This is a genomic window from Streptomyces piniterrae, from assembly GCF_005048155.1.
GTDB classification, from domain to species: domain Bacteria; phylum Actinomycetota; class Actinomycetes; order Streptomycetales; family Streptomycetaceae; genus Streptomyces; species Streptomyces piniterrae.
On the sequence record NZ_SUMB01000022.1, the window covers coordinates 1 to 21,052 of the forward strand.

29 protein-coding genes and 1 pseudogene are annotated in these 21,052 nt (G+C 69.5%); 26 read left to right on the forward strand and 4 right to left on the reverse strand.

What is annotated here, in order from left to right; genetic code table 11:
• The 3 genes from FCH28_RS37515 to FCH28_RS37525 all read left to right on the forward strand — a co-directional run.
• The coding region (locus FCH28_RS37515) for a ParA family protein (protein ID WP_222852485.1) at positions 1-766 on the forward strand (766 nt) is incomplete at its 5' end.
• The gene (locus FCH28_RS37520; RefSeq protein WP_136744923.1) at positions 763-1,113 is read left to right on the forward strand and encodes a hypothetical protein; all 351 of its coding nucleotides are present in this window, start codon (positions 763-765) and stop codon (positions 1,111-1,113) included. The genes FCH28_RS37515 and FCH28_RS37520, both read left to right, overlap by 4 nt.
• Positions 1,110-1,349, forward strand: coding sequence for a DUF6372 family protein (locus FCH28_RS37525; protein ID WP_136744924.1), 240 nt, complete (start codon positions 1,110-1,112; stop codon positions 1,347-1,349). The genes FCH28_RS37520 and FCH28_RS37525 overlap by 4 nt, the downstream gene beginning before the upstream one ends.
• Positions 1,350-2,302: 953 nt before the next feature.
• Here the strand turns inward: FCH28_RS37525 and FCH28_RS37530 are convergent.
• From FCH28_RS37530 to FCH28_RS37545, 4 genes are all read right to left on the reverse strand, one after another.
• Positions 2,303-3,886, reverse strand: coding sequence for a hypothetical protein (locus tag FCH28_RS37530; protein ID WP_136744925.1), 1,584 nt, complete (start codon positions 3,884-3,886; stop codon positions 2,303-2,305).
• Between the two features lie 232 nt (positions 3,887-4,118).
• Positions 4,119-5,177: a bifunctional DNA primase/polymerase gene (locus FCH28_RS37535; protein ID WP_136744926.1), complete on the reverse strand. Its 1,059-nt coding sequence runs from the start codon at positions 5,175-5,177 to the stop codon at positions 4,119-4,121.
• Positions 5,178-5,422: 245 nt separating this feature from the next.
• The gene (locus FCH28_RS37540; protein WP_246103510.1) at positions 5,423-5,971 is read right to left on the reverse strand and encodes a UTRA domain-containing protein; all 549 of its coding nucleotides are present in this window, start codon (positions 5,969-5,971) and stop codon (positions 5,423-5,425) included.
• Between the two features lie 14 nt (positions 5,972-5,985).
• Entirely contained in the window at positions 5,986-6,762 is a 777-nt protein-coding gene (locus FCH28_RS37545; RefSeq protein ID WP_136744928.1) for a GntR family transcriptional regulator, read from the reverse strand.
• 321 nt (positions 6,763-7,083) lie between these two features.
• Between FCH28_RS37545 and FCH28_RS37550 the strand changes: the two genes are divergently transcribed.
• The 23 genes and pseudogenes from FCH28_RS37550 (at position 7,084) to FCH28_RS37655 (ending at position 20,677) form a co-directional block, all read left to right on the forward strand.
• On the forward strand, positions 7,084-7,551 hold the full coding sequence (locus tag FCH28_RS37550; protein WP_136744929.1) for a hypothetical protein: 468 nt from the start codon (positions 7,084-7,086) through the stop codon (positions 7,549-7,551).
• Entirely contained in the window at positions 7,548-7,790 is a 243-nt protein-coding gene (locus FCH28_RS37555) for a hypothetical protein (RefSeq protein ID WP_136744930.1), read from the forward strand. Before FCH28_RS37550 ends, FCH28_RS37555 begins: the two co-directional genes overlap by 4 nt.
• A complete protein-coding gene (locus tag FCH28_RS37560) occupies positions 7,787-9,139 on the forward strand; it encodes a DUF2637 domain-containing protein (protein ID WP_136744931.1) in 1,353 nt (450 codons plus the stop codon). The genes FCH28_RS37555 and FCH28_RS37560 overlap by 4 nt, the downstream gene beginning before the upstream one ends.
• A 1-nt stretch (position 9,140) precedes the next feature.
• Entirely contained in the window at positions 9,141-9,473 is a 333-nt protein-coding gene (locus FCH28_RS37565; protein WP_136744932.1) for a hypothetical protein, read from the forward strand.
• 91 nt (positions 9,474-9,564) lie between these two features.
• Entirely contained in the window at positions 9,565-11,841 is a 2,277-nt protein-coding gene (locus tag FCH28_RS37570) for an FtsK/SpoIIIE domain-containing protein (protein ID WP_136744933.1), read from the forward strand.
• A 240-nt stretch (positions 11,842-12,081) separates the two neighbouring features.
• Positions 12,082-12,273: a hypothetical protein gene (locus tag FCH28_RS37575; protein WP_136744934.1), complete on the forward strand. Its 192-nt coding sequence runs from the start codon at positions 12,082-12,084 to the stop codon at positions 12,271-12,273.
• Positions 12,274-12,285: 12 nt separating this feature from the next.
• On the forward strand, positions 12,286-12,963 hold the full coding sequence (locus tag FCH28_RS37580; protein ID WP_136744935.1) for a hypothetical protein: 678 nt from the start codon (positions 12,286-12,288) through the stop codon (positions 12,961-12,963).
• Positions 12,964-13,121: 158 nt separating this feature from the next.
• Entirely contained in the window at positions 13,122-14,054 is a 933-nt protein-coding gene (locus FCH28_RS37585) for a DUF4097 family beta strand repeat-containing protein (RefSeq protein WP_136744936.1), read from the forward strand.
• 76 nt (positions 14,055-14,130) lie between these two features.
• On the forward strand, positions 14,131-14,511 hold the full coding sequence (locus FCH28_RS37590; RefSeq protein WP_136744937.1) for a hypothetical protein: 381 nt from the start codon (positions 14,131-14,133) through the stop codon (positions 14,509-14,511).
• Between the two features lie 122 nt (positions 14,512-14,633).
• Complete coding sequence (locus FCH28_RS37595) at positions 14,634-14,882, forward strand: hypothetical protein (protein WP_136744938.1); 249 nt, start codon at positions 14,634-14,636, stop codon at positions 14,880-14,882.
• Positions 14,883-14,953: 71 nt separating this feature from the next.
• Entirely contained in the window at positions 14,954-15,448 is a 495-nt protein-coding gene (locus tag FCH28_RS37600) for a hypothetical protein (protein WP_136744939.1), read from the forward strand.
• A gap of 14 nt (positions 15,449-15,462) precedes the next feature.
• Positions 15,463-15,630, forward strand: a complete 168-nt coding sequence (locus FCH28_RS37605; RefSeq protein WP_136744940.1) for a pRL2-8 — start codon at positions 15,463-15,465, stop codon at positions 15,628-15,630.
• 5 nt (positions 15,631-15,635) lie between these two features.
• On the forward strand, positions 15,636-16,277 hold the full coding sequence (locus FCH28_RS37610; protein WP_425472080.1) for a DUF6919 domain-containing protein: 642 nt from the start codon (positions 15,636-15,638) through the stop codon (positions 16,275-16,277).
• A 439-nt stretch (positions 16,278-16,716) separates the two neighbouring features.
• Entirely contained in the window at positions 16,717-16,911 is a 195-nt protein-coding gene (locus tag FCH28_RS37615) for a hypothetical protein (protein ID WP_136744942.1), read from the forward strand.
• 39 nt (positions 16,912-16,950) lie between these two features.
• A complete protein-coding gene (locus FCH28_RS37620; protein ID WP_136744943.1) occupies positions 16,951-17,424 on the forward strand; it encodes a transcriptional regulator in 474 nt (157 codons plus the stop codon).
• A gap of 101 nt (positions 17,425-17,525) precedes the next feature.
• A complete protein-coding gene (locus FCH28_RS37625) occupies positions 17,526-17,993 on the forward strand; it encodes a hypothetical protein (protein WP_246103511.1) in 468 nt (155 codons plus the stop codon).
• Positions 17,993-18,187, forward strand: coding sequence for a hypothetical protein (locus FCH28_RS37630; protein WP_136744944.1), 195 nt, complete (start codon positions 17,993-17,995; stop codon positions 18,185-18,187). Before FCH28_RS37625 ends, FCH28_RS37630 begins: the two co-directional genes overlap by 1 nt.
• Positions 18,184-18,522, forward strand: a pseudogene (locus FCH28_RS39615) (RapZ C-terminal domain-containing protein); the annotation flags it as partial. The gene FCH28_RS37630 and the pseudogene FCH28_RS39615, both read left to right, overlap by 4 nt.
• A gap of 24 nt (positions 18,523-18,546) precedes the next feature.
• Positions 18,547-18,996 (forward strand): NUDIX hydrolase, encoded by a 450-nt coding sequence (locus FCH28_RS39620; RefSeq protein ID WP_281289788.1) that lies wholly within the window; start codon positions 18,547-18,549, stop codon positions 18,994-18,996.
• A 98-nt stretch (positions 18,997-19,094) separates the two neighbouring features.
• On the forward strand, positions 19,095-19,706 hold the full coding sequence (locus FCH28_RS37640) for a hypothetical protein (protein WP_136744945.1): 612 nt from the start codon (positions 19,095-19,097) through the stop codon (positions 19,704-19,706).
• Between the two features lie 5 nt (positions 19,707-19,711).
• Positions 19,712-20,062, forward strand: a complete 351-nt coding sequence (locus tag FCH28_RS37645) for a hypothetical protein (protein WP_136744946.1) — start codon at positions 19,712-19,714, stop codon at positions 20,060-20,062.
• Between the two features lie 55 nt (positions 20,063-20,117).
• A complete protein-coding gene (locus tag FCH28_RS37650) occupies positions 20,118-20,405 on the forward strand; it encodes a hypothetical protein (RefSeq protein ID WP_246103512.1) in 288 nt (95 codons plus the stop codon).
• Positions 20,402-20,677 carry a hypothetical protein gene (locus FCH28_RS37655; RefSeq protein WP_136744947.1) on the forward strand — a complete coding sequence of 92 codons (276 nt, stop codon included), beginning with the start codon at positions 20,402-20,404 and terminating at the stop codon, positions 20,675-20,677. Before FCH28_RS37650 ends, FCH28_RS37655 begins: the two co-directional genes overlap by 4 nt.
• Positions 20,678-21,052: the final 375 nt, after the last annotated feature.

Below are 21,052 nucleotides of genomic sequence, written 5' to 3' on the forward strand. Positions count from 1 at the left end.
GGGCGGGGCCAAGAAAACGACCCTGACCATCCGTCTGGCCGAAGCCCTGGCCAAGCTCGGGTATCGGGTGCTGGTCATTGACCTCGACCCGCAGGGCAACGCCTCCAGACGGCTCGGCTGGAAGGACGACCCCGCCAATCCGCCGCTCACCGTCTCTGAGGTCATCCAGGCGAACGCCGAAGGAGTCGCCCTCCAGGCCATCCAGCCCATCGGCTGGACTGCCGAGTACGCCGACCGCATCGCCCTGATCCCTGCCCGGTACACGCTGGAGGATCGCGCGGTGGAGGCCGGCCAGACAGGCTCCTGGCGACGGCTCGCCAAGGCTCTGAAGGGCGCGGACGACCACTTCGACTTCACCCTGATCGACTGCCCGCCCTCTCTCGGGCACCTCACCCAGATGGGGCTGGCCGCCGCACACTTCGCCCTGGCCACGACGGAGCCCGAGTACGACAGCGTCGAGGCCGCCGTCCGCTACCGCGACTTCATCCCGGCCACCCGCGAGGACCTCTCGAACATCGACCTTGAGTTCATCGGGATCGTCGTGTCCGCGTACGACATGCGCGTCGGTGCGCACAAAGGTCAGCTCGACGGGGTCCGCCAGATTTTCGGGGACAAGGTCTGGGGTGTGGTGCCAGAGCGCTCCACCATCACCAATGCCGACGAGTACGCCCAACCACTGAGTGAGGTCAAGGACTCCGCTGAGGTCCGCGCGGTCTTCGAACTGCTGGCCCAGCGGTTCGTCAAGGAGGTAGAGCTAGCCGCATGAACAGGGAACGCAACATCCCCCCGTCCACGTCGATGCTGGGCAACTCCGCGCACCAGCCCACGTTGGTGCCCTCAGTGGGCCCGCCACAGGTCGGGGCCCGCAACCAGGGAGACCAGAAGCCGGACGCCAAGTCCACCCGCTCTACAACCCCCCGGCGAGCCCCTCGGCGCCGGGGCCGGCCCCGCGGCCCTGAGCGGGAGATGCTCTCCGTGCGCATCCTTGCCGAGAACGACCGCAAGCTCACCGCAGCCGTCGAAGCGACCGGGCTCAATCCACAGAGCATCGTCGACCAGGCCCTGGAGGCATACTTCAAGCGCCTCAAGATCCAGGACCCAGACGCTGCGTGAACCAGCCGCCGATCCTCACCATCGAGCTGGCAGCCGCGTTCCGGTGGGAGCAGCACCGGCCGGGCGGCTGCCGCTGCCTGTGCGGCCTGCTCCACCAGGAGGCGACGCCGGGCGCGACCGGGTGCACCGCGGCGGGCGAGCCCGGCTTGCTGATCCGCGCGACCCCCGCCGAGCAGGGCAGTCCGCTGCCGGTGTGCCTGTCCTGCTACGAGGTGCTGGCGTACAAGTACGCCTGACCGCGAGCGTTCCCGTCCGCTTTCCCGCTGCCTTTTCCGCTAGCGGGAAAGCGGGCATTCTGGACCTCCTCCTCTTGATCCCCGCACTTGGTGGTTTTTCTCGCCCCGCTTGCGGGGTTGCGGGGACCTTCCTGCGACTCCTTCCGGGGGTAAAGGAAAAACGGACGGACGCGTCCGCGCCCGACACCCCCGGCTGCGACTTGTGGCGATCGCGCGTTCACCGTCGCCGTCCACTCGGCCGTGGCCGGCCTCCTGTACGACGCCGGGCGCGACCGCCGTTCCTTCCGAGCGTCACGCGCAGCATTGCCCTGGGTACTTCGAGATGAGCGCTGCGGGCCTCTTTCGGCAACAGAGCCACCCAAAGGCGGGGGAGGTACGGGTGGGGCGAGGGATCGCGGCCGGGCTTGCGGGTACTTGGGGCGGAAAGGAAAACAGCGCTGACCTGGGGTTTTGCGGGTACTCCGGGGAGAGTACGGGTACTTGCGGGTACTGGGGTCCGGGGCTGAAAAGCCGTCTGACCTGCAATTTTGCGGGTACTACGGGTACTTGCGGGTACTTTTTTAGAGTCCAGCGTGTTGGAAATAGGAAATAGTCATACTGCCGAAAGTCAGTAGAGAGAGTGCCGGGGAAGTACCCGCAAGTACCCGTAGTACCCGCATCGCCGCAGGTCAGAGCGGATATGAGGGATGCGGGGAGTACCCGTAAGTACCCGCAAGGTACCCGTACCGAGACGACTCCAGAAGGCGTTTGTGCAGGTCAGGGTACGTTTTGAGGGCTGCGAAAGTACCCGCAAAGTACGCGCACGAAATACCCGCAGGTACCCGCACCCGATCCAGCAGACCACGGGGCCGCACGGATAAATCCGCTGGTCAAACGCAAAGCGGGGAGTCACGGACCATCCCGTGACTCCCCGCACGCAGTACCCGCACGTTGTGGGTACTTCCGTGCCCGACCTATCCGGCATCCCCCAACTCGCCCTGAATCGCCGTGGCCTCGGCGGGCGCCGCGGCCTTCTTGCTGCCCGCGTAACGGACGACGCGCCAACGGTTCGACTTCAGGTTGCTGTCGTACTTCGACGCGAGCTTGAGATCGCCGTAGTACCGGCCCTCGCGGCTCTTGAGCCACATGCCGAGCTGCTTCGCGCTCGGCAGGTCGCCGTTCTTGAGCCGCGGAACGACTTCCGCCAGCTCGCTGCTGATGACCAGCTCGCCGGTCTTGCGCGGGGTGTCGCCGAGGGTGTCAATCCAGGTCGCCAGGAACCCGTGCCATTCCTCGGTCTCCTCATCCATCTGAGCCATCGCGGTGTCCCGGTCTTCGAGCCACCCCGGAAGGTCGAGCCAGCCGAGCAGGCCGCCGAGGGCGGACGCCCATGCGGAGAAGGAACCCATCCGGACGTCGGACCGCTGAGCGCCGGCGGCAATCCACCCGCGCAGCAGCACGAGCACGGCCTGGAGCAGCTCGGTCGAGTGGCACTTGAGCCAGACGTCGAGGTCGCCGAGGGCGAAGTCCGAGCGCCGGTCGGGGTTGGGGCAGTCCGGGTCCAGACGCACCCACACGGTGCGTCGGGCCAGGTCGCCGCCGGTCCGGAGGTTGTTGCCGGTGAACATCCACAGCCGGTTGTTCGGCATCGTCACCGTCTCGGTGCTGCCGAGAACGCGGTCACGCCACGTCGCCTTCGTCATCAGGTCGGCGAGCAGCGCAGTCCGCACGGTGTAGCCGGACGGCAGGTTGTCGAACGTGATGACGGGCTCGGCGTTGTCCCGCAGGTTCGCGGTGATGGCCTTGCGGAGCTCGGCGTCGTTCTCCGGCCACGGCGCGTCGCCCATGCCATGGAGTTCCTTGTGGATCGTGGTCAGCATCGTCTTGCCGGAGCCCGGGGCCCCGGCCGTGATGATCCACATCGGCGTCGGCCCGTCGACGTAGTTGCGCATCAGCGGGATGAACAGCGACGCCACATACTGGGCCTTGTCGGACCGCTGGACCCACGGGAAGTCGGCGAGGACTTTGTCGAGCAGCAGGTCACGCGCCCACCGCAGCGTCTCGACGTCCGGGCTCTCCGGAATCGGAGGCAGGCGGTGCATGGGCACCAGGTACAGCCCGGTCGCCCGGTCGTACCCGGCGTCCTGGACCAGCGACCCGTCACGGCGAAGCACTGGACTGGTGGCGAGGCCGGCCAGCCGCGGGAGCGACCACGCCTGACGACCGAGGATGGTCGCGCAGGTCTGCCGCATCACCGGCATCCGGTCCTCGCGGAACTCGCCGCTCTCGCGGTCCTTGGTGCGCTTGAAGGTGTAGACGTGCTCCGCGAAGTACGCCCGCAGGTTGTCGGGGTTGAGCTGGCGGATCACCGGACGGCCTTCGTCCTCGGTGATCCAGCACAGGCCACCCGAGCGGATGTAGAGCGAGGGCACGTCCTCCGACCGCATAACGCGGACCAGGTCGTCGAGCGCATCGGCCTCGTTGCCGATGCAGACGCGAGGCTTCGCGCCGCCGGCCGCACGGGCCGTGGTGTTCTGCGGGGGAACCGTCGTCGTCACGTCGTACCACCGATCTGGAGAGACCGGAGATCCGCGTAAATTTCGCCCGCATTCTGGCCAGCGGAAATGCTGGCGGAGACGTGGGACGTAAGCGGGGTTGAGCAGGTAGAACCGGAACGCATTCGAGTCGTACTCCTCGGGTGCCCGGCCTCGGGACGCGCCAACGTCGCCGGGGCCTTCATCAGTGCCGAGGGGGTGTGTACGTACTCGGTGGGGTTAACGTCTCGTCCTCTCACGCGGCACCGCCAAGGCGGCGGGCGGTCGGCATGTGGCGGGGCTTCTGCAGGCCCGCGTGCATCCCGGAGTTCAGGGTCTTCTCGATCTCGTGCGCGTACTCGCCGCCGAGCCCGGCCGCCCTCGCGGCCACGGTCAGCTCTTCCTCGGCGACGGCTTGGTCCAGGAGGCCGGCGCCGACGAGCTGGCCTGCGCGGTATGCCGCGAGGTTGAGCCGGTGGTTGCGCCCGGAGTCCGGTGTCATCGACGAGAGGTCGCGGCACTCGGAGCGCAGGATGCCGGTCGCCCACCGCTCTTCGCGGGTGCCGCCGCTCGCAATAGCTCGCAGTCGGGTATCGACCTCAGCTCGGCTCACGCGTGGCGCCGCTTTGGTTGGTTTGGGCGCGGCGGTGATCAGGGTCAGCAGCCAGGCGGGAAGCACCGCCGGGTCTGAGATGCCGTTCTCCAGGACGTACGGCTTGTCGTCGACGACGGAGCCGATCCCCACGATGTACCCGCCCGCGGCACGGGTGTCGATCTGCCACCCGATGGTCCGCGCGGTGTTGCGGACCTCGACGTTCTCCGGTGCCCGGTAGACCAGGTGGCGCCCGCCGCTCGGCGTCCGCACGTTCATCGTCCGTACCATCCGGGCGCCCGGCGTGTGAGAGACGAGGAAGTCGAACATAGATTTGCCGTCGACGACCCCGGCCTCGGCGTATTCGGCGGGCGGGATGTCGTCGTCCTCGTGCGGGATGTCGAGGTCGATCGCGATCAGCTCGGAGGGGCCGCAGGCGACGCCGATGTTGAAGGGAGCCCTCGACCAGGTGCGGCGGATAACCTCGGGGTCGCGCGTCGCGCGGGTCTCCCAGTCAGCCCAGCGGGGTGCCTTGCCACCGATGAGCAGGGGGTGGACGTACATGCCGCGTCCCGCGTAGTGCAACGCGGAGGCGAGCAGTTGGCCCCGAAGAGTCCGGAATCCGTCCGTATTGTGGCTAAGCCCCTGTGGCGCAGGGCGGGAAAAGTCTCGTACCCTCATCAGAGAGCGGTCCATTCGCTCGAACTTCGCCGGGACTCCCATCCCGGCCTTACTGAACCGTTAGGCGCCCTGGCCGGGGCGCCTTCGGTGTTTCTGGCCCTTAATCCTGCACCTTGATCCCCGGTTGAGTGGGATCGCGCATTGCGTTCTGCGGCCTCGGCCCCGAAATGTCTCCAGAAGTCGCAGACGAGGTGGGACACATACGGTCAACTGCCCTTGCCGAGGCGGACATCTCGCGCTGGGCGGGGCCCGCAGCCGAGGTGACTGCGGGCCGCCCGTCCCTCTGATCAGACCAAGGGAGCGCTGAAGCGAAGGACCCAGCCGGGGCAGGGGCGGTGGACGGTGACCTCGACCGCGCGACCGGCGGCGGTGTAGCCGATGTGCGTGATCTGGAGTAGCGAGGTGCCGGCCTCGACGCCGAACGCCTCCGCCTCGACCTCGGTCGCCGGGTACTGCACGACCTCCTCGATGACCTCGGTCTGCTCGAAGCCGGCGTCGGCCATGCGGCTGATGATCCCGCCCTTGCCGGGGTCGGGGTTCTCGATGTTGGCGGCCTCGGCGACGTCGAGCGGGACATAAGAGTCGGCGAGCTGCACCAGCTTCTCGCCGTTGTACATGTGGCGGGCCCGGACGACGGTCTCCTCGGTCGCGGCGATGTCGAGGATCGAGGCGACGTTGCTCGGCGCAGCCGAACGCCGGACGGCGGTCTCCACTCGGGGCGTGCCGCCCAGTCGGCGGATCTCCGTCTCGAAGGCGCCGCGGCTTTCGCCGGCCTCGCGCCGCTCCTTGCGGTAGCGCTCGGTGGCGTCGCGGACGATGGCGTCGTTGCTGGTCAAGATGGGGTTTCCTCTCATGCTTTGGGTTGATCGATGGGCCACTCGTAGCTGAGCGACCACAGGCTGACGGGCATGACGTGCAGACACACCTCGACGGCGCGGCCCTCGGCAGTGAGCCCGATGTGGGTGATCTCGTAGACGGACCGGCCGGCAGGGATGTCGAGGGCATCCGCCTCTGCCTTGGTGGGCGGGCGGACGTCGACGGTTTCCCTGATGCGGACCTGCGCCTGTCCGTACTCGGCGAGTCGGGACTTGGAGCCCCCGTCGCCGGTGTCTTGCTCTTCGAGCTGGGTGCCAAATGCGATGTCGCCCGGGAAGTACGAGGTGGCGACCTGCACGACCGTGTCGTCGGCGAGCATCGTCCGGGCCCTGGCGAGGGCCTTGGCGGAGTGATGGATGCCGAGGATCTGAGCAACCCGCGCTGGAGGGCGCTCGCGGGTGATGACCGTGGTGGAGTCGGGTGTCATCCCCAGCCGGGCGATCTCGCCAGCGAAGGCTCCCCGAGCGCCGTCTTCCTCGCGGGCTGCCTTGATGTACCGGCCGGTCCCGTTGCGAAGGATCTTCCCGAGGATCGGGGAGACGAACGTGCCCTTGCCCTTGCGGGACACGATGAGCCCCTCGTCCTCGAGGAGGCCGTACACATCGCGCGCCGTCTGGAAAGCGATGCCCTCAGTCTCCTGGAAGTCACGAACCTTGGGCAGCGCTGACCTGGGCGGATACACCCCCCGCCGGATCTTGTCTCGAAGCTCAGCGGCAAGCCGCTGAACCTTCGGGACCTTGCTCTCCTCCACTCAGGGACTCCTTCTCTCTGACTGCTCTGGGGCCAGTCTTGCAGAACTAGTTCTAGAAGCCCAGCCGAGTTGACCATACCTCTGTGGCGCGTCGCTTTGGAAGCACGAAAAAGCATCAGAACTAGTTCTGTTGACATCGACTCCGGACGGTGCATTAATCGTCACGTCGCCCTCAGAACTAGTTCAGAGGGAAGCGACGGAGGACCCGGCATGCCTTTGAAATCCGGGTCACAGCCATGCCCGGAAACGGGCGCGGCTCCGGTCGCCGTGCAGGGCGATCCGGAGCCACTTGAGGCCGTTCCATCGAGAGGAGCACGACCCATGCGAACCATCGTCAACGGGCAGCGGATCGTTACCGCCGCCGAATTCACCGAGGTCGCCGCCGGTTTCGAGTTCGACATCGAGCCGCTGGACCTCGTTGAGGAAATGACCGCCGGCGGTCTCGTCAGCCGCGACGCGCTGGAGACCATCCTCGCGGACCTCAAGGTCGAGACGGACGCCGACCGGGAGGACGCCAAGTACTACCGGAGCCTGCTGCGCCGGATGCCGAGGGCGCTGCGTCGGCGGAAGGCCGCTGCCCCCAAGGTCTCCACGGCCGTCGAGCAGCGTGACCCGATGGCCGACTGGACCGGCGCGGACTTCGACTCCTACGAGGTGCTGGCGTCGCTGGGCACTCCCGACCCGGCCGCCGCTGTCGCCCGAGCCCGCGAGTCCCGCGTCGAGCGCCCCGCGGTCCGTCCGGTCCTCAGCATCGTGCGTACCGAGGTTCCGGCGGAGGTGGCGGCATGAGGTTCATCGGCCACCTCGCGCTGTTCCTGCTGACCGTGCTGGAGATGACCCTCGGCGTGATCGCCGGGACGGTCGCTCTGATCAGTCTCATCACCGAGATGGTGGCCCGCGCGACGGCGGCCGGCGGCGACATGTTCGCCCGGCGCTTCCGCCTGAGCCCCGTCTCTCCCCGACTCCGTACCGAGCTGGCGAACGTGCTGTCCGGGATCGCGAACCCGGCAGCGGGAGGTACCCGATGAGCTACCGCGAAGAGCGCCGCGCCGACCAGGCCGCCGAGCGCACACAGGACCGCGAGGACCTGCGCCTGAAGCTGGAAGCGCAGCTCAAGGCGAAGGAAATCACCGCCGAGCAGAAGCGCCAGGACGACGAGGCGAAGCGCGAGCAGGCCCGCAAGGACGTCGAGACCAAGCGCCGCCAGCAGCAGGCCGACAAGAAGGCCCGCGCCCAGGAGAAGGAGCGCAAGCGGGCGGCCCGCCGGGCGAAGTTCGGCAAGGTCACCGGCTGGCTCAACCGCAACCCCGTCACCGCCTTCGTGGGCTTCGTGATGGTCTGCTCGATCGTCCCCGCAGTCATCTCGCAGGTCGGCGCGCTGTCCGACGCCGGGGTCTTCCCCCTCCTGGCTGCGCTGCTCTCCGCGATGCTGGAGGGCACGGCCTGGGCGCTCACGTTCATGGGCAAGGCAGCCGAGGACGCGGGACGGCCGGCGGGGAAGTACCGGATCGCCACCTGGGTCACTGCGGTCCTCGCCGCCGGGGTCAACTACTGGCACTGGTCCTCGGCCCTGCCCGGTGAGAAGTGGGTCGCGGTCGTCTTCGCCGCGTCCTCCCTCATCGCGATCTACCTGTGGGACATGAAGACCCACGGCTCGCACGGCAAGACCAAGGAGGAGCGCCGCCGGGAGAAGGCCCGCAAGAAGCACTTCGCCGACCGCCGTAAGCACCACAAGGACATCGCCGCCGAGGCCGACCGGCTGCTGTCGGCCCTGCCCTTCGAGTCGGTTACCGACGAGGAGGCGTTCGCCACCGCGTGGCAGATCAAGAAGGGCACCCAGCAGGGGCTGTCCGCCGAGATCTTCGCTGAGGTCACCGACGCCCGCGTCAACGTCGGAGCGGCCTTCGAACTCGCCGAGCACGTCCGCCCCGAACTGATCCGCGCGGGGATGCTCGCCAACCTCCACAACCCCCTCCCAGGGCGCTTCGCAGAGGGCATCCCGACGCTTGGACCGAGCATCTCTTTCCCGGCTCTCCAGCGTGGCTCTGAGAGCCCTACAGCCCAAGCGGGAATTGGGGTGTACGGCTCTGAAGCCGCCAGCGAAAAAGCCAGCGAGAAGGTCCGCAAGAACGACGGCGGGAACGCCAGCGGGAACGGTAGCCGGGGACGGTCCGACGAGGAGCTGGAACAGCTTCTGCCGGAGGCTCACCGGGTCGCCGTCGACCTGGTCGCCGAGGGCAAGCAGATCTCCGCGGCGGCGCTCGCCAAGCACCTGAAGATCCGCCGGGAAGACGGCATGAAGCTGCGGGACCGGGTGGTCGCCGAGCGGAAGCTCAAGCTCGTCGACTCCACCGAGCCCGCGGCGCTGGGGGCCTGACATGGACCGGCCGCCGATCGTCACGAGCGCGCTGTACGAGACCGTCGTCGCTCGCTCCGGAGGGCACTGCCAGTGCCGCTTCGAGAAGCCCGGGGCGTGCGGCCGGAACGACCACCCGCTGACCGGTCGGTCCTGCTACGAGAGGGCCGGCCACAGGAAGCCACTCATCTTGGCGCCGCTGGACCCGGAGACCCTGCCCCACGTCGCCGTCACCCTCGGCGCGGATGACCTGATCGCGCTGTGCCGGGGGTGCTTCACCCGGCGCACGAACACCAGCAAGAAGGCCCGCGAGCAGACCGCCGCCGAGCAGCTCGCCGCGGACGCCCTGTTCTGACCTCTCCCCCTCCCCCGCAAGCCGCGGGGCCCGGCGCCTCCCTCTCACAGTTGCCGCCGGGCCCCGCTTCTCCCGAAGGAGCAAGGACAGCATGACCGAACAGCCGACCAGCCCGAGCCCCGACCGTACGGACCTGGCCACCGTCCACTACCTCCCGAGCGCGGCGCCGGCCACGGACACCAGCCCCGTCCCCGCTCCCCCCGCTTTGGGTGGCTCCGTTCCCGAGGACAAGGCCGCGGTTGTCGAATCGGCCCGTCGTGTCCTGGAGGGCCCGGTCACCCGGACCTCGGTCGACCTGACGAAGGACGAGGGCGACCTGGACGCCTTCGACGACCGCCCGCTGATCCCGGCCTGGATGAAGAGCAGCGAGGGCTGGGCCATGTACGCCGGGGTGTTCTACCGGGCCCGGCGCCGGGGCTTCCGACGCTGGGTGCGAAAGCAGCGCACCGAGCACGGCCACGTCGCGCAGTTCAAGCGGGGCACCCGCCGGATCCACGACTGGGCCATCGGGTTCGAGGGCGTGCAGATCCAGGCACTGGCCAGCCAGGCGCACATCGCCGCGAAAGAGGCGCGCGTCGCCGCCCGAAGTGCCAGGTTCACTCCGGCTCTGATGAAGAACAAGAAGGAGGTCGCGCTGCGCGAGGCCGACCGTACGCAGACGGTGGCCATGCAGGCAGTGGCCGCGCACAAGAAGGCTCGAAGCTACCGCCGGCGGGCCCGGAACCTGCGGATGGGCGCGGCCTACGGCCCGCCGCTGACGGCGATCGGCGCCGGATATCTGCAGGCCGGATGGTTCGGCGCCACCAGTGGTGCGCTGGCCACCTTCGCGGGCGGGGCCGTTGCCGGTCGTCAGACCTTCACGGAGGAGACCGATTGGTCGCAGGACTGGCGGACCCTCGGCGACGGCGACGCGATGAGCAGCAGGATGCTGGACGACGTCTTCCGGGCCGCGAAGGTGATTGGCGCGGAGGAGTCCCTGCACATCGTGCAGATGCCGATGCTGGATGCCCGCGGAGCCTGGTCGACGATCGTGGATCTGCCGCCCGGCATTCCGGCGAAGAAGGCGATGCGGGCGCAGTCCGAACTCGCCAGTGCATTCGGCGTTGAAGAGGCCCAGCTCACCATGTCGAAGAGCAAAGCGAAGGGGGCCCGCGCCGGTCGCTTGGAGCTGTACGTCTCCAAGGAGCTGCCGTTCACCGAGAAGGCCGGGCCCGGTCCGCTGCTCGCACTGGAGGCCGCCGCCAATTTCTGGGGCCGTATTTCGATCGGCCCCGACGTGCGGGGCCTGCCGATTTCCATCTCGGTGGTGGAGCGTTCCGGCCTGGTCGGCGGAGAGCCCGGAGCCGGTAAGTCGGCGTCCGGCAACACGATTCTGCTGGCGGCCGCGCTGGACCCGCGCGTCATTCTGTGGCTCGCGGACGGAAAGGGCGGCGGCGACCTGGAGCCGTTCGAGAAGCTCTGCGAATACTTCGAGGGTGACGCCGACCCCGAAGCTTTCTACGACATGCTCATGGCCGCCATCGCCGACATGAAGGCCCGGTACGCGCTGCTGAAGAAGCTCGGCAAGCGCAAGGTCACCGAGGAACTGGCCAACAAGTACCCCCAGCTCAGGCAGAAGTTGCTGTGGGTCGACGAGCTGATGTTCTACACGACCGACGATGAGTACGGAAAGAAGATCACCAAGGCGCTCCGCAACCTCGTCTCCCGGGGCCGCGCGGCGGGCATCGTGACCTTCTGCGCCACCCAGAAGCCGGGCTCCGACGTCGTCGACACCAGCCTGCGCGACCTGCTGTCGATCCGGTGGGCGCTGCGCTGCACCACGCCCGAGGCCAGCGACACGATCCTCGGCAAGGGTGCGGCGGCGGCCGGCTACTCGGCGAAGACGGTCGAGCCGGAGATGCGCGGCGCCGGATTCCTGTGGGCGGAAGGCTCCAATCCGACGCTGGTCAGGGCGGATTACTACTCGGACGAGGAGGTCGAGGAGCTGGTGGCGCGGGCGTACGAGCTGCGGGCCAAGGCGGGGACCCTGCCGGAGGGCCCGAAGTCCATCTCCGACCAGCTCCGGGAGAAGGGCGAGGACGACGCCCAGGTGCTCGCCGTCCTGATCGATGCCTTCGCCGCCTACGACCAGGCGGTGAAGGCCGACGACGAGTCCGCGGCCGTCGACTGGCTCCCGGGCACGGTCCTGGTCGACGCGCTCAAGGCCGCCGGCCTCGACATCAGCCCCGAGAAGCTGGCCCGCCTGGTGGTACGCGAGGCCGACGAGAAGAAGAAGCGCACCTGGGACGGCAGCACGTCGGCGCTCAACGGCTACCCGCTCGCCGCCGTGGTCCGCGCGGCCCAGACGAAGTACGGCCTCACGGCCTGACGGGCCTGGATTCACCCTGGACGGCCACCCGGTTTGGGCTGGTATGCCCCCGGACCGGGCGGCCGTCGACCCGGACAGCTTCCCCCTCGACCTGGACGCACCCCGTCCGAGTCGAGCCAGGAAGCGTCCAGGATGCGCACCCCCTCTGACCTGCATCAACGCGGAGCCGTCCAGGCTCCGTCCAGGTCCCAGCACTACACCAAACCCTGACAAACCCAACACAACGGAGGACGACCCCCCATGGGCGTCAAGTACGTGCTCAGCGAGCCCACCCCGCCCGGCTGGTGGGCCAAGAACAAGGCGCTCGTCTGCTCCGTGGCGAGCCTGCTCGCCGGGCTCTACCTCGGGGGCGGCTGCGACCAGAAGGCATCCCCCGCGCCGTCGCAGACGCCGACCCCGAGCGCCCCGCCCACCCACCCGAGCAAGGACTGAAAGGAGCGCGCGATGTTCGACAACCCCGACCTCAAGCTGACCGGCCTGGCGTACGTCGACGGCGAGCCGGTGGTGTGCGGCAACTGCGACAGCGGATTCTCGCTCCAGATCTACAAGCGCGGATTCCGCGAGGTCTGGCCGGCCTGGATCACCTGCCTCTCGTGCGGCAAAGGCGACGACCACCAAGTCATTACCAACGGCCTGGTGGACGCCGCCCTCGCCGCGCGCACCGGACGGCAGAAGGCGGAGGACCGGGACACCTTCACCGCCGAATGGCGCGGCATCGTCATGGCTGGCGAGCTGGTCCCCGAGTTCGTCCTGGACGACGCCGTTGCCGGAGCCAAGGTGCTGCGCGACGAGGTGTCCAAGGAGACCAAGGCGTGGTGGCAGTCGAAGAAGAAGGCCGCCAAGGCTCAGGTGAAGGCGAAGGCCGGCGCAGTCACCGGCGCCGCGAAGGAGAAGACCCGCGACGCGGCGAGCACGGCGAAGGCCGGCGCGCTCACCACGGCCTGGACGCTGCAGACCGGCGGCGCCGGACCGGCCGAGGCGCCGAAGGCGAAGCGGCGGCGCTGCACGGTGAAGGGCTGCCGGGGCGGCATGGTCACCCTCTCGACGCGGCTCCACTCCTCCACCGGTAAGACCCGCGAGGTCAAGATCCCCTGCGGAGTCTGCCACCGCAGCAGCACCTGACAGGACCCGGCCTGAAAGAATTTTCTGGCCGCTGACCTGCACCGACACTCCTTATGCAGACTCCGAGTCTGCGAACCCCTAGACACGCAGACTCGGAGTCTGCATTATCTAATTATCGCCAGCGAAAAAGCAGGCGAAAAATCCGAAGGAGAAGTTCTGTGACCACCCGCAAGCTCGTCGCCGAGAACACCGGCCCCCTCACCATCGACGCCAGCCTCCTCGGCCACGGCGGAACCATCACGGTCCACGCCGAAGCCGACTGCGACCGCGCGACGCTCACGATCCGCACCACCGACGAGGACGGCCCGGCCGCCGAAGCGGTCCGCGAGGCCACGCTCCGCGCCTCCGGCACCGGCCTGACCGCCAGCGTCCAGGGCAAGGGCGGCATCGGTGGCGGCACCACGATCGTCAGCCACGGCAACCGCGGCACCACGGTCATCCAGAGCGCGGGGAACATCACCGGTTCGATGATCGGCTTCCAGGGCGGCGTCATCGGTGGGGACTTCGTCGGAGGCGACGTCTACATCAACGGCGTCAAGGTCGGAGGCCGTGGCGCCACCGTCATCCAGGGCAGCTCGCCCATCGACATCATCGCCACCGTGCCCGAAGGCAGCTCGCTCAAGGGCCGCAGCCAGTCCGCCGACATCATCGCCCAGGGCGCGGTCCTCAACGTCACCGCGACCACCCAGTCCGGCGACGTGCACACCGGCCACGTCAGCAGGATCTCCGCCGACACCCAGTCCGGCGACGTCCGCGTCGACCAGGCCGCGCACGTCAACGCCAAGACCCAGTCCGGCGACATCCGTCTGGGACGCACCGACGTGGTCGACGCCAACACGATGTCCGGCGACATCCAGATCGCCGATTTCGGCGGCACCGCCCAGCTCAAGACGATGAGCGGCGACGTCCGCGTCCACGCCACCGCCGGCGGCGACCTGACCGCCCGCACGATGAGCGGCGACGTCGACGTCACCGCCACCGAGGCCGCCATCAACGACGACCTGGACGTGCAGGCCAACTCGATGTCCGGCCGAGTCCGCACCCCGCGCCGCAGCCCCGCCTCCTCCGCCCCGCGCCGCCGCAGCTTCTGACCTGCTCCGCGAACGTCTGAGCGCCAGCAAAACCGCAGGCGGAAAAGCCAGCTGAATAGCAGACAGGAGACATCAAGTGCCGAACATCTTCTCCCGCTTCTTCCTGACCCTCACGGGCAAGGGCTGGGCCTACGACTCGGTCGAGGAAGTCCGCGAGGTCATCGCGAAGAACACCTTCGAGACCCTCGCGGAGCGGGCCCGTACGCACACCAAGGGCGCCGCGGGCCTGAGCAGTTCACTCGACTTCCAGCCCGGTTTGGTCGACCTGCACGACGAGCTGCACGACGTCTGGTCCTACCTTGTGGGGCTGGCCGACCGTGCCACCGAGCTGGGGCATGAGAGCCTCGCGGCCCACCTGGCCGATGCCGCGGAGTCCACCTGCAACACGCTCGTGCACGTTGCCATGGCCGCCGAGGTGACGGTCCCCGTGCCCGAGGTCCCCCTCGCCACGCGGTAGACACGCCCCGGGGCGGTCGTCACCCGGCCAAGGATCGCCGACCGCCCCGGGTCCCTGTCCCGCTCCGAACGGCAGCGGGGGGAGGCCCCATGATCCCTCAACCGACCGAAACGGAGCCCCACATGAGCCCCCGACCCGACGCCGAGACCCGCGCCAACGCCATCAAGCGGTTCCAGGACCTCAAGCAGGCCCGGGACAAGGCGCAGGAGGCGGCAGAGCAGGCCAAGCAGGCCGCCGACGAAGTGATGTGGCAGAGCATCGCCGCCGAGCTGGACGCGGGCAACGCGCTCCAGGCGGACGTGGTGGAGGCCACCGGCTTCTCCCGCGACCACGTCCTGCGCCGCACCAAGAAGCACCGCAAGAACACCTGACCGCCCGGCCCCCGGGCTCAGCGCCCGGGGGCCGGCCGTCTACCCCAAGCCAGAAAGCCGAGGTCGCCGCCGTGAGCACCGAGAACGCCGACAGCCGTCCGCTCAGCGAGTCGGAGGCCGAAGCCGAAGCCCGCCGGATCATCGAGGGGCTGTGGAAGTCGGAGCCCGCCGCCAGCGCGACGTCGTTCCGCGACGCCACGCCGAACCCGCCGTACGGCACCACGGCCCCGGTCCACCAGGACGACCGCCGGATCGTGCCCGCGTGGGCGGCCGGGGTCGCCGTGGCCTCCATCGGCGTCGGCGCCGGCATCACGGGCATCGGGTGCGGTGTCTGGCTCGCCTGTCAGGGATTCGCCGCGGTCACCTTGAAGTCCGTCCTTTTCGTCACGCTGCCCATCGCGGCCGTGGCCACCGTGGTCGTCGCCGTCGGGTCCGCCGTCAGGGGCGTGAAGGCCATGCACACCGAGACCCACCACCACTACGACGGCGCCACGGTCCATCAGAAGAACACGCACGTCGCGGACCACCCCAAGTGGTTCGGCCGGTCCAACACCACCGTCAACTGATCGGGAGACCCACGATGGCGAGCCAGAAGGCCCTGAACCCGCCGAAGGGCGAGTGCCGACAGTGCTGGTACCACGCGTACGCGTCGAATGAGGCGCACAAGCACCTCAAGCCCCGCGAGGACTGCCCGGCGTGCGTGGACCACATGCTCAACGGCCACGACGGCATGATCGTGGGGCGGTGACCACGATGCCGCTGCCCTGGATGAGCCGCGCCGACCGGCGCCGCTGGAAGTCCGCCCGCACTGTCCTCGACCTCGGCGAGCTGATGGCCCGCTGGCTGGAGGGCGAGATCGCCTCCCGCCCCGGCTACCAGCCGCGCTTCGGCCCCGACGAGGAGACCGCGCACCTGGTGCCCACCCTCGCCGCGCTGTGCCGGGCCGGGTACGTCACCACCTGCTCGCAGCCCGGGTTCGCCGGCACCGGTGTGGACGGCCTGTGGTGGGAGCAGCGCGCCGCGGTCGAGCTGGCCGTCACCGACGCCGACCTCTTCCACCGCCTGGTCGAAGCCGCGCACGCCGCCGGGATGGTCGTCCGGATCAACGACCACCGCCGCGACGGCGGCGCCCAGGAGCAGCCCGTCGTCGTCACCACCTGCGACGGCGAGCCGGTCACCGCGTTCGGAGGCCGGATCAGCCGCGCGGACATGGCCATCCAGTGGCCCGGTCTCGACCGTGGCCTCTACGACCAGGTCGCGCATGGCACGTACGTCTCGATCGTGGCGCCGGAGTACGGCCCCGCCGCCGCCGGCGAACGGCTCTGGGGCGTCCTCGACTTCCTCACCGGCCTGCGCCGCGAGGACCCCGCCAACCCCTGGACGACCACCGCCTGACCCGCGCTCGGCGACATCCCCGCACCACGTGCCCGCCCTCCCCCGCTTTGGGTGGCATCAAGGAGCCCCGCCGAGCCGCAGCGCTCAGCAGGGCTCCGCACGTCCGAAGGGGCGCGTGACGTGCGGCAGACCGCGGAGCGCGCCCGGCGCCGCACGGGAGGCCGCTCAGCGGCCGAGCGGGCGGTGACGGTGAACGCGCGCTCCGCAGGGGCCCGCACCCGGGGGTGCCGGGCGCGGACGCGTCCGTCCTTTTTACCCCTCCCCTCCCGGAGGGCGCCGCCGAGGCCCTTCGCCCCAGCTTCGGGGCGCTGACCAGCAGACCAGCAGAAACGCAGACTCGGAGTCTGCGAAACCCTAGACACGCAGACTCGGAGTCTGCATTATGGATTTACCGCAAGCGAAAAAGACAGCGAAAACGACAGAGATTAAGGCGGACGACATGCGGCAGACCACGCAGACCGGCAACAACGAGGCGCGAGCCCTGGAGCTGGCCGAGCAGGTCGCCGCACTCCTGGACCAGCTCGACGAGCTTCAGCCGGGCAGCGTGCAGGCCGGCCCCGGCCGGATCTCCGGCCCCGGCCTGGAGATCCGCCGCAGCCCCACCGGCACCTGGACCGTTCGCACCGACCGCTGACCACCCACCCGCAGTACTTGCCGAAGGAGCCCAGCACTCATGAGCAACGCCGCAGTCTTCGCCGCCGTGTTCGTCGCGCTGTACGTCGCGCACTCGGTTGGCGACCACTGGGTCCAGACCAGCGAGCAGTCCGCCGAGAAGGGGAAGCCCGGATGGGCCGGACGCCTCGCCGACACCCGACACGTCATCGGCCTGACCATCACCAAGGGCGTCGCCCTCGCCGCGGTGGTCCTGGTCCTCGACATCCCCGTCACCGTCCTCGGCGTCATGGCCGGCCTCGGGGCGGACGCGATGACCCACTGGTGGGCGGACCGCCGCTCGACTCTCGCCTGGCTCGCCAAGGTCACCGGCAAGACGGAGTTCTACACCCTCGGGACCGGCGCCCACCCCGCGCACCCCGTCACCGCTGAGGGCAAGCCGGCAGCGACCCTCGGGACCGGTGCCTATGCGCTCGACCAGTCGTTCCACCACCTCTTCCTGGGCGTCGCAGCGCTCCTCATCGCTGCACTCTGAACAGGCGTTATTCGATCAATCCAGCTAGATAGTCCGCACATGTCGCCAGCAAAACCGCAAGCGGAAACACCACCTCATCGGACCCGAAGAAGGAGTCGTTCGTGACGGACAAGATGACTTTGGACCAGGAGCTGGCGGCGGCAGTCGCCATCGCCAGGATCGGCTTGGAGCGCCTGCGCGACGTGGCGACCCGGACGGCTGACGTTGCCCCGCACGCCGCCGCGCTCCAGGCCCTGCGGAAGGGCGTGCTGGAGGCCGTCGGCGAAACCATCGGCACGATCGCCGTCTCGGTGACCGAAGTCGACGGCGACGACGAGCAGATCGAGCGTGTCACGGAGCTGCTCGACGAAGCCCAGGCGTACGTAGAGGACAGCACCGGGGACCGCCTCGACCGCGTCCTGGAGATTCTGACCCCGATGCTTCTGGCCTGCGAGGACTGCGGGCAGAAGAAGCCGGAAGTGCGCGTCATGCCCGACCCGTTCTCGACCGCGGTGTACCCCGAGGAACCCGACCACTACCAGATGCCGCTCTGTCCGCCGTGCGCCACCGCCCGCTTCGAGGAGAGCTGATGGCCGGCCAGCCCCTCACGACCGCCCAGCTCGACCGGCTCGACGCCGCGACCGCGCTGCACCTGTCGCTCACCGGCGGGTGCCCGGCCTGCGACCTGGAGCCCGACGAGATGTGCGTCGCCTGCGGCCTCTGCAACTGCGACCGGCACGACACCTGCGTCCGCCCCACCGACACCACCACGGAGACCACGTGACCATCCGGATCATCTCCTTCGGCTACGGACACGGCGAACCGCCGACCGCTGAACTCACCTACGACCTGCGGGTTCTGCTGCGCAACCCGTTCCACGACCCGGAGCTGAAGCACCGCACGGGCCTCGACCAGGAGGTCTACGACCACGTCCGGGACACCCCGGGCGCAAAGCGGCTGGCGTTCAACGCGGTCGCCACGGCGCGCGGCCTCGCCGAGGACACCGGCGCCGACGTCACGATGGCGTGGGGCTGCACCGGCGGCCGGCACCGGAGCGTCGGTCTGGCCCGTCTCGCGCACGAGCTGCTGCTCGGCGTCGGCGACGAGGTCACCATCGAACACCGCGACGTCTACCAGGACCTCCTGCCCGCTGGAGTCCACAACAGGACCGAGCCGGAGCCCGAGGCCATCCGCTACACCGCCGACGTGGTCGCCATGACGCCGGACGGCGACGTGCTGCTCATCGAGCGCGGCTGGCCGCCCCACGAGGGTGCGTGGGCGCTGCCCGGCGGCCACGTGGACCGGGGCGAGACGAGCCGCGCGGCGGCGGCCCGGGAGCTGGCCGAGGAGACCGGCGTCCATGTCCCGGCCGCCGAGCTGCGGGAGATCGGTGTCTTCGACGGGCCCGACCGTGACCCGCGCGGTCGGTACGTCACCACGGCGTACCTCGCGGTCGTCCCCGCCGGCACCCCGATCGTCGCCGGGGACGACGCCCGCACGGCTCGCTGGTGGCCCGCCTCCAGCCTGCCGTCGCTGGCCTTCGACCACGCCGACATCCTCGACCAGGTCACCCGCGAGCCCGGCCGGGCGTAGCGGCTCAAACCTGCCCGGACTGTCTGACCCGCACGACAAGATGACCCCGAGGCCGCCGTGGTGGCGGCCCCGCTCCGTTCCAGAGAGGAACCGAACCGATGACCGACTGGACCCCCACGACCCTCGTGTCCGTGGACGAGCCCGGCGACCGCTCCGGCGCCAGCGACGGCCACAGCCGCTACGGCGTCTACCTCAGCCAGCGCCTGGGGGAATTCCACGACGAGAACCCCGGAACCCCGTTGCCGACCGAGGAGTTCACCGCGGCGGCCTGGCGCGTGGCTACGCCGCCCGTGCTGACCGGCTACGTGAGCCTCCGTCCCGACATCGAGGGGATCGAAGCGGTCTGGGCCGAGAACGAGGAAGGCATCGGCTCGCTTGCCTTCAAGGTCTCCGTGCCCCTGTGGTTCAGCGACCTGCCCGCCGACCGCCGGCCCCGCCACCCGTGGCAGGACTGGACGACCCGCTACGACATCGCGACCCGTGACGACAAGTACCGCCGCGCCTGGGAGCCGGACCTCAAGCCCGGCCGCCCCGCTGTCCTCACCGTCTCGAACATCCTGATCTCGGCCACTGGCTGGGACCTGCCGACCCCGAAGCACACCGAGGGCCGCGGCCTGGTGGAGGAGGCCAAGCAGGTTGTCCACGAGATCGCCCGCCGGGTCAACCAGGACGCCGGGCCGATGGTCGCGCAGCTCCTCGGCGACCGGTGACCACGGTGACCGACAGGAACGGGATCGACGCCTCGGCGGTCATCGGCGCGTACTTCGCCGAGCAGACTGCCAAGGCCCGCGCCGAGGCGGAGAAGGCCAACGCCGCGCTCGCCCAGGCGGAGAAGGAGGCCGCGGCCTTCGCCGAGCGCCAGGAGCTGCCGCCGGCGGTCGGGGCGATGAAGCAGGGTTGGGAGCTGGCCTCCTGGTCCACCGACCGCGCCACGCACATCGCGCAGGCCGCGCTCGACGGCAAGGCCAGCCCCGAGCAGTACCAGCAGGCCAAGGCCGAGCGCACGGCCGTCCTCGCCTGGCTGGAGGCCAACGGCTACGAGGTGCCCGGTCCGTTCAAGGACTGACCGGCTGGCCGTGCCGAGTAGGACACTCGAACCACCGACCCACCAAGGAGGGGCAGTGACCGCACAACCCGAACACCATGACGTCGTACCGCCGATGCGCACGCTCGCCGAGCTGCGCGCCGCCCTGAACGTCTGGGGTTTCCCGGGCGACCTCCAGTCCTTCGAGAAGGAGCTGGCGGACGCGGACCTGGACGACCTCACCCGCGTCCGCGAGATCACCCAGGCGTACCGGCACCGGGTGATGCTGCGGTGTGACCCGCAGGCGATGGCGGCCCTGATGCGCAGCACCGAGGACGTCGCCTACGAGCTGGGCCAGAAGATGGCCGAGGGGAACGCCAGGTGACCCACGCGTTCTACAGCGACGCCGCCGAGAAGATCCTGCGGAGCGACCTCAGCGTGAGCGAACGGACGGCCGTCATGTCGGTGCGGGCCTCGCTTGAGGACGACCCCAACCCCGACCACGCCCGCGGACTGCCGGACGCCGACCCCCGCTCCGAGTCCTACGCCATTGACCTGGTCCCCGAGCAGACCGGCGGACGCGGAATCACCATCGTCTACCGCTACAGCCAGGACTTAGACGCAGTGCTGATCCTCTGGCTCATCGCCGGTCCCTGACCCCCGCACGAAGAGACCCCCGGCAGGGTAAGTGCCGGGGGTCTCTTCGTGTTCAGGGTAGAGGCCGAGCGGGCCCGCGCGGGGCGGCAGCGGTGGGCGGTTTACGTGACGGGCGCGTCGCCGCCCGCGGCCTGTCCGTAGTGCCGCAGAGAGGCCGGCTACGGGAGGGGAGGGGGAGGCCCAGAGCCTGGTTCACCGTCTGCCCAACCGGAGTCGGGCCGCTCACCGTACTCCCGCCGTCACGTCTGCAGCCGCGTGAGGAGACCGCGCCGCCCGTCTGTGGCTGAGGGGGAGCTTCCTGCTGCCGCGCTGTGGTGCCGGCCGTGGTCGCTCCGCGTCGGTGCCCGTTTCGTCGTGGCTCAGCAGCATGTCGCG

What these genes read in the sequence shown, in the direction of transcription:
- FCH28_RS37595 (WP_136744938.1), top strand. Translation starts at nt 14,634, where the DNA reads ATGAGCCCCCGACCCGACGCCGAGACCCGCGCCAACGCCATCAAGCGG.
- FCH28_RS37610 (WP_425472080.1), top strand. Translation starts at nt 15,636, where the DNA reads ATGCCGCTGCCCTGGATGAGCCGCGCCGACCGGCGCCGCTGGAAGTCC.
- FCH28_RS37560 (WP_136744931.1), top strand. Translation starts at nt 7,787, where the DNA reads ATGAGCTACCGCGAAGAGCGCCGCGCCGACCAGGCCGCCGAGCGCACA.
- FCH28_RS37605 (WP_136744940.1), top strand. Translation starts at nt 15,463, where the DNA reads ATGGCGAGCCAGAAGGCCCTGAACCCGCCGAAGGGCGAGTGCCGACAG.
- FCH28_RS37575 (WP_136744934.1), top strand. Translation starts at nt 12,082, where the DNA reads ATGGGCGTCAAGTACGTGCTCAGCGAGCCCACCCCGCCCGGCTGGTGG.
- FCH28_RS37580 (WP_136744935.1), top strand. Translation starts at nt 12,286, where the DNA reads ATGTTCGACAACCCCGACCTCAAGCTGACCGGCCTGGCGTACGTCGAC.
- FCH28_RS37620 (WP_136744943.1), top strand. Translation starts at nt 16,951, where the DNA reads ATGAGCAACGCCGCAGTCTTCGCCGCCGTGTTCGTCGCGCTGTACGTC.
- FCH28_RS37555 (WP_136744930.1), top strand. Translation starts at nt 7,548, where the DNA reads ATGAGGTTCATCGGCCACCTCGCGCTGTTCCTGCTGACCGTGCTGGAG.
- FCH28_RS37535 (WP_136744926.1), bottom strand. Translation starts at nt 5,177, where the DNA reads ATGGGAGTCCCGGCGAAGTTCGAGCGAATGGACCGCTCTCTGATGAGG.
- FCH28_RS37570 (WP_136744933.1), top strand. Translation starts at nt 9,565, where the DNA reads ATGACCGAACAGCCGACCAGCCCGAGCCCCGACCGTACGGACCTGGCC.
- FCH28_RS37640 (WP_136744945.1), top strand. Translation starts at nt 19,095, where the DNA reads ATGACCGACTGGACCCCCACGACCCTCGTGTCCGTGGACGAGCCCGGC.
- FCH28_RS37565 (WP_136744932.1), top strand. Translation starts at nt 9,141, where the DNA reads ATGGACCGGCCGCCGATCGTCACGAGCGCGCTGTACGAGACCGTCGTC.
- FCH28_RS37520 (WP_136744923.1), top strand. Translation starts at nt 763, where the DNA reads ATGAACAGGGAACGCAACATCCCCCCGTCCACGTCGATGCTGGGCAAC.
- FCH28_RS37615 (WP_136744942.1), top strand. Translation starts at nt 16,717, where the DNA reads ATGCGGCAGACCACGCAGACCGGCAACAACGAGGCGCGAGCCCTGGAG.
- FCH28_RS37550 (WP_136744929.1), top strand. Translation starts at nt 7,084, where the DNA reads ATGCGAACCATCGTCAACGGGCAGCGGATCGTTACCGCCGCCGAATTC.
- FCH28_RS37630 (WP_136744944.1), top strand. Translation starts at nt 17,993, where the DNA reads ATGGCCGGCCAGCCCCTCACGACCGCCCAGCTCGACCGGCTCGACGCC.